The organism is Enterococcus sp. AN402, from assembly GCF_040719405.1.
Lineage (GTDB): Bacteria > Bacillota > Bacilli > Lactobacillales > Enterococcaceae > Enterococcus > Enterococcus faecalis.
On record NZ_JBFDTM010000004.1, the window covers coordinates 1869616 to 1882976 of the forward strand.

The 13361-nt window shown below is 36.4% G+C and carries 8 protein-coding genes; 2 read left to right on the forward strand and 6 right to left on the reverse strand.

Going from position 1 to position 13361, the window contains the following annotated elements:
- Positions 1 to 30: 30 nt before the first annotated feature.
- The 4 genes from AB1I62_RS10515 to AB1I62_RS10530 form a co-directional block, all read right to left on the reverse strand.
- Positions 31 to 1497 carry an ABC transporter substrate-binding protein gene (locus AB1I62_RS10515; protein WP_048737650.1) on the reverse strand — a complete coding sequence of 489 codons (1467 nt, stop codon included), beginning with the start codon at positions 1495 to 1497 and terminating at the stop codon, positions 31 to 33.
- Positions 1498 to 1520: 23 nt separating this feature from the next.
- Positions 1521 to 2444: a carbohydrate ABC transporter permease gene (locus AB1I62_RS10520; RefSeq protein ID WP_002359877.1), complete on the reverse strand. Its 924-nt coding sequence runs from the start codon at positions 2442 to 2444 to the stop codon at positions 1521 to 1523.
- 11 nt (positions 2445 to 2455) lie between these two features.
- Complete coding sequence (locus AB1I62_RS10525; protein ID WP_002356852.1) at positions 2456 to 3412, reverse strand: sugar ABC transporter permease; 957 nt, start codon at positions 3410 to 3412, stop codon at positions 2456 to 2458.
- A 507-nt stretch (positions 3413 to 3919) separates the two neighbouring features.
- Entirely contained in the window at positions 3920 to 4735 is an 816-nt protein-coding gene (locus AB1I62_RS10530; RefSeq protein WP_048737649.1) for a MerR family transcriptional regulator, read from the reverse strand.
- Between the two features lie 66 nt (positions 4736 to 4801).
- Here AB1I62_RS10530 and AB1I62_RS10535 point away from each other — a divergent pair, with 66 nt between their 5' ends.
- Positions 4802 to 6529 carry an ABC transporter ATP-binding protein gene (locus AB1I62_RS10535; protein ID WP_002394689.1) on the forward strand — a complete coding sequence of 576 codons (1728 nt, stop codon included), beginning with the start codon at positions 4802 to 4804 and terminating at the stop codon, positions 6527 to 6529.
- Between the two features lie 52 nt (positions 6530 to 6581).
- Positions 6582 to 8360 carry an ABC transporter ATP-binding protein gene (locus tag AB1I62_RS10540; RefSeq protein WP_002388273.1) on the forward strand — a complete coding sequence of 593 codons (1779 nt, stop codon included), beginning with the start codon at positions 6582 to 6584 and terminating at the stop codon, positions 8358 to 8360.
- A 53-nt stretch (positions 8361 to 8413) separates the two neighbouring features.
- Here the strand turns inward: AB1I62_RS10540 and trpS are convergent, their stop codons facing one another.
- Together trpS and AB1I62_RS10550 are read right to left on the reverse strand one after the other, a co-directional pair.
- Complete coding sequence (trpS, locus tag AB1I62_RS10545) at positions 8414 to 9418, reverse strand: tryptophan--tRNA ligase (protein ID WP_048737647.1); 1005 nt, start codon at positions 9416 to 9418, stop codon at positions 8414 to 8416.
- A 161-nt stretch (positions 9419 to 9579) separates the two neighbouring features.
- Entirely contained in the window at positions 9580 to 13359 is a 3780-nt protein-coding gene (locus tag AB1I62_RS10550) for an Ig-like domain-containing protein (RefSeq protein WP_048737645.1), read from the reverse strand.
- Positions 13360 to 13361: the final 2 nt, after the last annotated feature.

Below are 13361 nucleotides of genomic sequence, written 5' to 3' on the forward strand. Positions count from 1 at the left end.
GCGCTCAGCTAATGCCTCAGCCTCCTGTGATTATTTTTGAGATTGGATATATTCGTCTAATTGTGTTTGCATTTCTTTTTGAACTTTATCCCAGCCAGCTGTTTTTAGGTCATCCATTAATTTTGGAAGTGTTTCTTCTGGATCAACAGTTCCTGTATTTAAGCTTGCTGCGTAGCGGTTCATAACTGTAGCAACGTTAGTGATTTCAGTTTTCACTTTATCATTTACAAAAGTAAAACCAAGAATTGGTGAATCTTTTGCTTCTTCGATGCTCTTATCACGTTCTTTAACCATGTCTTCAGTGACAGATTCTTCTGGCCAAATGATTAAGTTATTTCCTGTGTTCCAAGCACTCAAGTGAGTTGTTGGTGTGTAATCTTTCAATAATTTCACACGATCATCGCCAACTTTTTCATATTGTTTGCCTTCTTCACCATAAACAAGTCCGTTTAACAATTCTGGATTGCTGTTTAATAAACCTAACAATTCAACAGCTTTTTCTTTGTTTTTAGACGTGTTTGCAACAACATAGTTAGCCATTTGCGCTTGTGATGTTGTTTTTAATGGTTCTGTTAGTGGACGAGAAACAAGTGGTTTGCCAGCAGCTTGTGTTAAGATTGTATCACCATAATCCATAGGTCCTTGTGTTTCTTGACGCATAAACCAAGTATTGGTATTTAAGTCATATGGTGTTGTACTTGTAGCAGCATCTGTTGGAATCAAGCCATCTTTATACCATTGATGTAAGACTTTTAAGTTATTAATCATGTCTTTGTCGGCATATTGGTTAATAATTTTTGGTGATCCAGTATCAGTTGTTTTCACTGCAAATGGATATTGGTTACCAATAGGGAAGTCATAATTACCTGTTGCAAAGAATGTTTGGCCGATAGCAAAAGCAGCAATATTTGGTTCTTTTTTATGGAATTCTTTTAGAACTTCGGTTGCACTTTCATAACTACCATCAACTTTACTAATATCTAAATTGTATTTATCGACATATTCTTTATTAAAAGTTAAAACTTGTTGACCGTAAGAGTTACCTAAAATTGGGAACGCATACAGTTTTCCATTGATTGTATTTCCTTTAATATAGTTATCTGGCAATTGATCATAGGCTTCTTTTGCATATTTAGGTGCTAAATCAGTTAAATCAGCATAGGCGCCTTTTTGTGCATTCGTTGCATAATTTTGTGCTAATGAAATATCATAGCTTTCACCAGAAGCAACAATTGTTGACATTTTTTGGTCCCAATCGCCCCAACCAACAAATTCCATTTTTAATTTTGCCCCAATTTTTTTCTCGATAATTTTATTCGCATTATCGATTAATTGGTCATAATTATCTGGTTTGTCCCCAACACGATACATTAATAACGTTGGTGTACTATCATCACCTTTTGACGCTGCATCTTTTGAAGATTTACCGCACGCGCTTAGTCCTACAGCTAAAGCTGCTGCGCTAGCTACGGCTAATCCTTTTTGCCATTTTTTCATTCCTTATTTCCTCCTGTACAATTTTATTCTTTCACGCCGCCGATTGTTAAACCACCCACGAAATATTTTTGGAAAAATGGGTAAGTTAACGCAATTGGTAACGTAGATAAGACAACAATCGCCATTCGAGCCGATTCACTTGGTAGAACGCCTAACCCTTCTTGTGCTGCTGCACCCATATCCGTACTTCTTGATAAGAACTCTAAGTTGTTTTGAATTTTCATCAATAAATACTGTAATGGCACCAAGGTATCTTTTTGAATGTAAAGTAACGCATTGAACCAATCGTTCCAATAACCCAAAGCCGCAAACAAACTAATTGTGGCAATCCCTGGAACGGCTAGTGGTAACACAATGCTGACAAAAATGCGCATTTCACTTGCGCCATCAATACGTGCTGATTCAATAATACTGTCAGGCACGGTTTTCTTGAAAAACGTTCGCATCACTAAAATATTAAATGGTCCTAAAGCTAAAGGCAAAATTAACGCCCAAATTGTATCTTTCAATTGCAATAAGTTTGTCATTACTAAATAGTTCGCAACCATCCCTGGTGAAAATAACATTGTAATTAACGCAAACAATGTAAAGAATTTTTTAAATGGAAAGTTGGAACGAGAAATGACATAGGCATATAATGACGTCATTGTTGCATTGACAATCGTCCCTGTCACCGTAATGAAGACCGTTACCCCTAAGGCATGAATAATGCGTTGACTCATTGCCCCTTGGAAAATGTAACGATAGGCCTCCAATGAAAATTCTTTTGGCCAAAACCGGTAGCCGTTTGCTGCTAATGATCCTTCACTTGTCAATGAAATCATAATAACAAAGAAAAACGGAACCACACAGGAAATAGCAAAAATAGCAATGACAATATTGAAAATCAAATTCGCTGTCGGGTTGAAGGATCGAACGTTAACGCTAGTGACTTTTTTCTTTTTCATAATCCTTCCTCCTAAAATAGTGCTGAATCTGGTTCAATTCGACGAACAACTAAATTCGCAATTAATAACAAACATGCCCCAACGACAGATTGATATAACGCTGCAGCTGCCGTCATGCCTACATCACCAGTAGCCGTTAAGCCATTGTAAATATAGGTATCTAACACACTTGTCACGTTGTAAAGCGCACCTGAGTTTCTTGGTACGATGTAGAACAAACCAAAGTCTGCTCTGAAGATACCGCCGATGTTTAAAATTAATAAAACAGACATCATTGGTAAAATTTGTGGAATCGTAACATTTTTTATTTGTTGCCATTTGTTGGCACCATCCACCATCGCTGCTTCATAGTATGTCGGATCAATCCCCATCACAGAAGCATAGTAGATAATACTGTTGTAGCCTAGACTCTTCCAAACATTTAGGAAGACAAAAATTACTGGCCACCAACGTGGATCTGCATACCAGTTAATCATTGTGCCGCCATTACCAGTAATCCATTGATTCAAAATCCCTTTATCTGGACTTAAAAAGGCATAAACAAAATAGTTAATAACCATCCAAGATAAGAAATATGGTAGCAATGACATCGTGTGATAAACTTTAACCAAGCGACGATTTCTTAATTCACTCATAATAATAGCAAAAGCAATCGCGAAGAATAAGTTAAAGGCTAAAAAGACGACATTGTACAAAATGGTGTTTCTAGTAATTAACCAAGCATCTTTTGACGCAAATAAAAATTTAAAATTTTCAAAACCAACCCAAGGACTTTCTCTTAGACTAGCTAAGAAACCATCTGGTGAAATATGAAAATCTTTAAATGCGACCACATTGGCTAAGACTGGTATATAGAAGAAAAATATAAACCAGATAAATCCTGGTAACGCCATAAGGATTAAGGCCTTATAACGCCATACATTTTGAAAAAACCCGTTTTTCTTCTTCATTCGTTTCGCTCCTTTCATAAATATAATAGCGTTTTCATAATATCTTTTTAAGGAACAAATTATAGGATTTGAGAAACAAATTATAGATTTTGTATCATTTTAAGGTAAAAATTTACCGAATTGACTGTTCTTTGTGAAAACGTTTATCTGATATTTTTTTAACAACTATTTAAGAACTTAAAAAATAATTGGATAAATCTCACTCATAAAGCGGTTTTGCTAGTGTGTATTTGTTGTATAAAAGCTGAGAACTTGTTATTTTCACAAAGGATATTATCTAATTATTTTTGAGGAGGACTATTTTTGAATTTTATCCGTAAAAACACTAGAGCAATTCGTTTAATTGTAGTTTATTTTTTTGCAGTTTTAATGCAAGCTGGTTCTTTATTATTACTAGCTATTTCACTACTATTTTTCTATTTGCCTTTATGCACACACAATATGTTGGATTTCTTGTTATAAATAAAAAAAGGAACTAGCTTAGCTACATTTGCTATTGCTAGTTCCTTCTTTGTTTCAATTACTTCACTTTTCCCCTAAAATTTCAATCCAACCATAATAATATTCAATATATTGATTTTCCTCTTCTAGTTGTGTCAAGATATGTTCCCCGACAACGATGCCTGTTTCAAATCCTTGTTTTGCTAAACGCTTTTTTACTTCTTCGATATTATTCAAACGGGTATCTTGTGTATTGACTTTTAAAATAAAGCCTTTGTATTGGCTACTTGATTCTTTGAGCCAAATCACTTTATCTAAACTTTTTTTATTCACATGATTTGCCAAACAAATCCCATACGTCAGTTCATTGGATTCACTTAAATCCCCGTAAATACCTAAAGTTGAAATGTGTTCCATGTAAACTTTCATCTCTTCTGGATCCTCAATATCAACAACAACAATTTTATCAAAAGGAATTGGTTCATCTGAAAAAACCAATGTTTCTAAATCAATTAACGCATGTAAATGTAATTTTCTTTTCTTGATTTCTTTGTATTTATGTTGAAGCCTTTTTATTTCTTGCCCCAGTTGTTCTTCTGTTGCTTCCATGGTGGCATAGAGATCGGTAGGTTTCTTTTTATATAAATTCAACATATCTTTGATAGGAATCCCCATTTTTCGATAAAAATCAATATCATATATTTTGAACAAATCTTCTAAATCAAAGGTTCGATATCCGTTTTCTTCATTGCGTGTTGTACTAATCAACCCTTGCTCGTCCCAATAACGAATCGTGGACTTAGGGATATTTAACAACTCAGAAACATCTTTTATTGTGTAATTTTTTTCCATACTGTTCCCTCCATCAAAAAGTTTAGCATTTCTACTGTTGACATTCAAGTTACTTGAACGTGTACAATGACTCTTTGTAACAGCTAAAACGGTATTGTTTAAGGAGGAAATTTCATGAAATTAATGAAAGAGTTTATTAAAGAAAATAAATGGATTGTTCTTGCGACAACTTTAACCATCTGTTTGCAAATCGCAGGAACCCTTGGCGTCCCTAAATTAGTTGGCAAGTTGATTGATGTGGGCATCGTTAGCGGTGACCAACAAGTAATTAAAACGATTGGCATACAAATGTTTCTTGTGGCATTCATTGGAACAATTGCCGCAATTATTTCTAGCTATTTGTCTGCTTTAGTAGCTGCTAAATTTGGTTTTCAAGTTAGAGGATTGTTCTTTAAAAAATTTCAACAATTCTCGATGAAAAATGTTGATAAGTTTGGTTCAAATTCTTTGCTAACTAGAATGACCAACGATGTAGATAATGTTCAAACAATGATTGTGCTGTTTTGCCAATTAATCTTTCCAGCGCCTATTATTAGTTTATTTGCCTTAGTGATGACATTTTCTTATTCAGTTTCACTCGCTTGGGTAACATTGGCTTCCATCGTATTTTACTTAGTGGTTGTTTATTTTTTAATGAAAAAAGGTACCCCTTTATCTTTAAAAATTCAACCAAAAATGGATCGAATTACTACGACTTTACGAGAGTTCTTTACTGGAATTAATATGATTCGTGCGTTCAATAATCAAGACTTTGAAGAGCAGCGAACCAATCAAACATTTAAAAATTATGCTGAACGCATGAGTAAAGTGAATCAAATCTTTGCTTGGATTACTCCCGTTGCCTTTTTATTAATGGGCGTTGTGTACGCCTCTATTTTGTGGTTTGGCGGTAATTTAGTTGCAGTAGGCACCCTACAAATTGGCACCGTTACAGCTGTGATTGAATATACGCTTCTAACTTTGGCCTACTTAATGATCGCGGCTATGGTATTAGTTGTCATTCCACGGTCCGTTGCTTCCTTGAATCGCTTGCAAGAAGTTTTGTCAGAAGAAATTGAAATTAGCGATCCTCACACTGAAGCAACCATTGCTTATCATCCTGAGAAAGCCTTGATTTGCTTCGATCACGTCACGTTTCAATACACAGAAACAGCTGATCCTGTTTTAGAAAATGTTAGTTTTGTTATTCCTAAAGGAAAAACAACGGCGATTGTTGGTGCAACTGGCGCTGGTAAAAGTACTTTAGTTAAGTTACTTTTACGAATAAATGAGGTCACAGCCGGCACGATTAGCTATTCTGGCACAGATATCCGCTCATTATCTCAGCAAACGATTCGCCAAGTCATCAGTTATGTGCCACAAAAAGCCTTTCTTTTCAGTGGGACAATCTTATCAAACTTATTAATGGGAAATGCCGAAGCAACTACAGAAGAAATAAGAACGGCACTAGAAATTTCACAATCTTCTGAATTTATCGATTCCTTACCACAAGGGATTGAAAGTTTCGTAGCACAAGGCGGGTCCAACTATTCTGGTGGTCAAAAACAAAGAATGTGTATTGCACGAGCCTTAATCAAACCGGCAGACGTTTATATTTTCGATGACAGCTTTTCCGCATTAGATTACAAAACTGACGCCGCTCTACGTGCCGCTTTACATGCACAAATGTCGGACAAAACTTTACTCATTGTTGCTCAACGGTTAAGTACAATCATGAACGCTGACAATATTATCGTCCTAGATGAAGGAAGGATTGTTGGTCAAGGCACCCACGCTGATTTACTTACCACTAATAGCTATTACCAAGACTTTGCTAAATCGCAAGGTATCTTACCCAAGTAATTAAAGAAAGGATGTGACTGCTTGAAAGAAAGTTTTCTTTTCAAGCCATACAATGAAAAAAACAATGAATCTTCAAAGCTTTAAACGTTTCTGGAAAATGATTAAACCTGAGCATCCAATCTTTTATGGTCTAATGATCTGCAGTTTAATTGGAAACTTATTAATTGTTGCCATGACCTATATTATGGCAATCGGGATTGATAACCTCTTAGAAGCGATCAAGCGTGTCGGGCTCAAAGGTATGACACTTCCTTTAGTTGAAGAAGCGCTCTTAGGTCCCGTCTTACTTTTAATTCTCTTTTCAATCATTAGTAGTATCACTTCTTTTATTCAGGAACGAGCAATGGCTTCTTTAAGCGAACGGGTTACTTTAAGAATTAGAAAAGAAGTGACAAAAAAGTTTAAAACTTTACCAATGGCCTTCTTTGACAATCACCAAGTGGGCGATATCATCAGTCGTTCAACAACTGGCTTAAACCAGTTGTCACAAGTTCTTTTAACAGGCATCAACCAATTTTTCACTTCCGTCGTGACTATCCTTTTTGCAGGAATCATGTTGTTCTATATTGATGCAAAATTAACCATTTTAGTGTTGCTCCTAATTGGCGGCAGTACTTTCATGACGACAAAAATTGCGAATAAAAACAAGGTGTTTGCTGATCAAAGTCAAGCTGAATTAGGTCAATTAAATAATAAGATGGAAGAATATTTAGCAGGAAATTTGGTCACAAAAACCTTTAATCAACAGCAAAATGCTGAAAAAACAATTGCTGCTGTTAATCAACAACATTATCGTGCCTTTAAAAAAGCACAGTTTCTAAATTTTGCGATTTATCCAGCTATTCGTTTTATTAATCAGTTGGCTTTTATTATTAGTGCTATCTTAGGCGCAATGCTCGTTTTATCTGGTGGTATTACGATTGGTTTCTTGCAAGCGTATTTGCAATATATCAACCAAATTTCTGAGCCGATTTCTACCGCTTCTTATGTCATTAACTCAATTCAAGCAGCGATGGCTTCCATTGATCGGATTTTTGTTATCTTAGATGAAGCTGATGAACAGCCAGAAGCAACTCATTTAGAAACTATTTCTTCTCCTAAAGGAGCCATTGAATTTAAAAATGTTCAATTTGGCTACACACCAGAAAAAATTTTAATGAAGAATGTTGATTTTTCTGTTCAACCGAAAAAAACAGTGGCCATTGTAGGACCCACCGGCGCTGGTAAAACAACATTAGTCAACTTATTAATGCGTTTCTATGAAATAAATCAAGGTGCCATTACTTTTGATGGGATTGATATTACGAAACTTTCTCGACAAAATCTAAGAAATTTATTTGGCATGGTTTTACAAAACACTTGGCTATTTGAAGGAACCGTAGCAGATAATATTGCCTATGGAAAAAAAGATGCTTCTCGTGAAGAAATAATTGAAGCAGCTAAAATTGCTCAATGTGATCATTTTATTCGGACCCTTCCTCAAGGATATGATACAATTATTTCTAGCGAAAATGGTGCATTATCACAAGGGCAACAACAGTTATTAACCATCGCCCGAATCATTTTAGCAAATCCGCCCGTTGTTATTCTCGATGAAGCAACTTCGAGTGTGGACACACGAACAGAAGCCCATATTCAAAAAGCGATGGAAACTGTCACAGAAAATCGAACAAGCTTCGTTATCGCTCATCGATTATCCACAATTGAAAATGCTGATTTAATTTTAGTGATGAAAAATGGCGATATTATTGAAAAAGGAACGCATCAGGAACTATTACAAGCTCCGACTCTTTACGCCAGCTTATATAATAGTCAATTTCAAACCACTTAAAAAGAACTGGAACAAGTCATTCTTCTTTTGACTCGTTCCAGTTCTTTTATTGCTTAGAAATATTGAATTCCCATTGCTTTTTTGACTTCTGTTAAGGTTTGTGCTGCCACTTTTTCAGCAGCAAGACTTCCTTTATGCAACATTTCCATAATCGCTTCTGGATTTTTAGCCAGCTCTTCACGACGTCGACGAATCGGTGCGAGTTCTTCTTCTAGGACATCAATTAAGTAACGTTTAATTTTCACATCTCCTAAACCACCATGGCGATAGTGCTCTTTTAATTCTTCAATATATTCTTTCTCTTTCCCAAAGACATCCAAGTAAGTAAAGACCATATTTCCTTCAACTTGTCCTGGGTCCTCTATACGAATATGCTTTGGATCGGTATACATACTCATTACTTTTTTCTGTACCACTTCAGCTGGATCTGAAAGATAAATACCATTGCCTAACGACTTACTCATTTTTCCGTTGCCATCAATTCCTGGCAAGCGTCCCATGCCTTTTGGTGGTAACACAGCTTCCGGTCTAACTAAAACTTCACCGTACGTCTGATTAAAACTATGCACAATTTCTTGCGCTTGTTCCAACATTGGTTTTTGGTCTTCCCCAACTGGGACTAAGTTCGCTTGAAAGGCAGTAATATCAGCAGCTTGTGAAACGGGATAAATAAAGAATCCTGTCGGAACACCTTCCCCAAATTTTTTTTGCTCAATTTCTGCTTTGACCGTTGGATTCCGACGAACACGTGACGTGGTCACTAAATTTAGATAGTACATTGTTAATTCAGCTAACTGTGGAATTTGCGATTGGATAAAAATTGTTGTTTTCGTAGGGTCTAAACCAACTGCTAAATAGTCCAAAGCAACTTCTAAAACATTGGCTGAAACTTTTTCGGGATTTTTTGCATTATCTGTCAATGCTTGTAAATCTGCAATCATGACAAATAATTGATTTGTAGGGTCTGCTTGCATTTCTACTCGTTTTTTTAAGGAACCTACGTAATGTCCTAGGTGCAATTTACCAGTTGGACGATCACCTGTTAAGATAGTATTCATTGTCTACACACCTTTATCGTTTACTTTCATTTATTATTTTACCTTGTTTTAAAAAGAATGAATAGTAGGCAATAGAATATTTATTGATTCTAGATAATCGAAGAGACTAGAAAGATTGCAAGGTACAGCAATTCTTGTTCCAGTCTCTTCAAACAGTTCGTTTATTTTGTGACTTTAATTGAAAATTGTGCAGTCACTACCGGCAAAACTTTGCTTGTTACTTTGATTTGATAATTTCCTGCAGCAGTCGTTGCTTCTGTCCTAATCAGACCGTTTTCATCTACACTTACTGTATTGCCAGCATCTGGTGTAACCAACTCATACGTTACTTGTGAGCTCCAAGCATCCGTTTCTGTGTGCGGCGCTTGACCAATCACTTTAGATTGAATTTGATAATTTTCGCCTGATTTTATAGTAGCTGTTTCTGTAGCAAATTGAATTCTTTCAGGAATCGCATGAGTTTGCACGACTTGGAAGATTTTTCGTTCATCAGGATTCGCAATTCCTATTTTTTCTTCTACTGCAGCAGGGAACTGGTAAGTACCTGGCGGGCTACTTGGCGAATAATTACTAACATCGTCATCCCAAGAAATAACCTTCAATTTCGTTTCGCTACCATCATCTAATTTTGCAATTACTTCAGTTGGCAAATTCAGTTCGCCTCGCGAGGTGCCTGTTAGTCGATCCAGCGTAGGCAATTCCTTGAATCCAACAATATGTTTAGCGGTGACTTTTACATTGGCAATAATTGGCATTGAGACACCTGCTGCTCGTCCTACAACAGTGAATGTTCCTTCTTTTTGATAAGAAGATGCTGGAACTTCTGACCAATTGACAGTCACTTCTCGTTGTGAACCATCCGAATAAAAAATAGTTGTTTTTTCTGGTAGTTTAGGGGCTTGACCCGCTTCTGTCGTGACCTCAATCGACTCATGTTTGACTTCGAAAACATTCGATAAAACAATTTTAGGAGCTAAACTATCCTCTGTTAGCTGTTGACCAGTTGGCAAGGTCAATTTGCCTGTTAAAAAGTCTTGATAGGCCTTTTGTGCGCCTTCTTTTGAAAAAGCATCAAACCCAGCATTATCAGAATCATAACCAGGCAAACGACTGTCTGTAATCGCTAATAAGAAACTTAACTTGGCTGGAATTTTCTCACCACTTTGAATTAGCTTTCGTAGATAGTTACTAATATCAATAGAGATTGTATTTTGATTATTCATAATTGAACTATTTGTAAAAGATTGTCGAGCAATAAATTCTTCATTTGGTACATTTAAATTATTTGGACCATTGTTCCAAGTAATGGTGTTACTCATCCAATTAGTATCTGTTCCATAAACATCTACTTGGAACTGCGTATTTTTCAAACGTTCATCATTTGTATTTCCAGCACCATTCCACGCATCATAACGCATCACATTTAGTTCTAAATTGGCACTTTTTAGTGATTGATAGTTCTTCAATTCTTGTGTATCAATTTCAACGTAAATCCGGCGATTATACCCCGCAGAACTAGCATTTTTTAATTTTAATGCGTAATTGCCCGTATAGTTTACTCCATAAGGATATTTATAGGCGTCTCCTGAACTAATGGCAGCGGTACCGCCTGCTATAGCAGAGTATGCTCGGTTACCATCACTCTTTTGAACATAGGCAGTTTGAGCTGTTTTTAGTTTAACGGTGTCTTTTCCTTCACCAAGTTCACCCTCAAAAGAAACCTTGGCTGTTACTTTGACAGCATCTATCGGTAAGCCGATAACTGTTGCTGCAACTTCAACTGTGCCTGCTGTATTAATTTTTTCTTGAGGGATTGCTTCCCATTGTAACTTAAATTCTTTTTTGCCTGTCGCAACCACTTCTTCATTAACGACTTCTTCGTACGTTAATTCAACTTGCTCTGGCAAATTAGGATACACACCTGTTGCCGAACTAATTTCTAACACTTGATTTTGATAACGAATACTTTTTTCAATTGTGGATGCTTGTTGCGCACCAATATCTAAAACTTTATTTTTCAAGCTATTTCCAAAGAAGTCTTCGGCCGCACTGTTCACTTCCGACAAGCCTTTACCAATCGCTGGAGAGGTTTCTTTTAACTGGAACATTTGTGCTCGCTGACGTAAGCGTTCTTTAGAAGTAAATTCAACCACATTATCTTTTGTTGGTTTCAATGTCGTAAATTCTTGCTCTGCCAACTCTTTCACTTTTTCAGGGTTATCTGTGATTTCTAATTGTGGTTTTTCAAAAATGTTTCCACTTGATACTAATTTTTCAACAGTTGCACCACTTTTTTCTGTAGCAATTTCTTTTGGCCAAATAACATTATTTTTGAAATATTTTTCTGGATTATCGACCATTTTACGTTCAATTGGTTGTGTCCCATTTGTTGGATAATTAGATAAGAATTTTAATTGTCCGGTACCTTCTTTGTATAAAATATTATTGTAAAAATTGGCTACTGTACCACTGTTGTCAGAACTATTTCCTTCACCAAATAATGATGTTGAAATGCCGTCGCCAACATAAATCGTATTATTGTGGATAGTTGGCATTGCCGCTCCATCATTTTTTACCCAATAATGAAAAATACTTTGTTCTTTATAATTGTAGCCACCAGCTCCTCCTGGATTGTCTTTACCTGTTCCTCGGTTACCACCGCCGTCATTAGCTGAGATATTGTAACGAATAACCGAATTTTTTTGATCAGACATAAGCAATAAAAAGCCGCCAGTATTATGATGTGAATAGTTATATTGATAAATAACATTGTTTGACTGCATGTCCACATCATAAGCTTCGGCATCGTTAAATCCATATTTGATTCCGTATACTTCGTTATATTGGAACAGTCCGTCATCTACAGACATTGCCCAAACGCCCGCGTAATTTTGTGTACCATAATCGGCATTGCACATTCGGACAGCAACATTTCCTTCGACGACACCGCCACTTTTGGCTTCTGACAAAACAATTCCGTCGCCAGCAATATCTTCTAAATAGTTATTACGAATCGTAATATTAGAAAACGTTTTGTAGAAAGTGTTGCCTCTTGAGGTATCTGAATCAGCTTTTGTTCGAATTCCTTCAAGTCCCACTCGTTGAATCACATTATTTTCAATCAAAATATCATTAAATCCAGTCGTTGTTCGATGATCATTGGCTGCCGTTACTACATTGCCATTCTCATCAAACCAACTTCCTAAAACAATAATTCCACCTACAGCTTTTAATCGTTTGGTTGTAGTATTCCCACTTAGATTCAAATAATATTCTGTTTGAACATCATGAACATAGTTATTCCTTATCGTGACACTATTGAACGTTCGATTTTGTTCATATCCTAGGACTAATATCCCCGCTCTTTGAGCATCTCCTGGTTTCTTATAGCCTTCGAGATTATCTAGCTCTGGTGTATTTGTCACTTCTAAGTTTGAAATATCCCAATATTCTTGGTTCACTAACTGCACGGCCCCTGAGATTGCACGTTTGAAAGTCCCTGTGCTGTAGGTGCCACCACCGTTAATAATCGGACGCCGTGTTGTTTCAAAAATGGTTTCTCCTTTGTCATTCGTATCATAAAAATCAATGACAATCTTTCGTGCCGCTGTTCCATTCCCTTTTGGATGCAACAATTGGTTATTCCAGGTACTTTGCGCATTCAGCAAAAGATGGTCGCCTGGCTGAAACTCCGTCTGATTCACTTTTTCAAAATCACGCCAAGCACTGGCTGGAGACTGCCCATCGTTGGCATTATTTCCTCCTTCCCCATCCACATAGTAGGTCGTCCCATTTTGAGCGACACCTACTGAACGAAAAAGTAACGGTTGATCACTCACTGTTTCCCCATAAGCAGGAAGACTAAATAATTGAAGCTGGGAAAAAACAAACAAAATAGAAAGGAAAATGGTTACACTTTTAAAATACGCTTTTTTTCTCATTT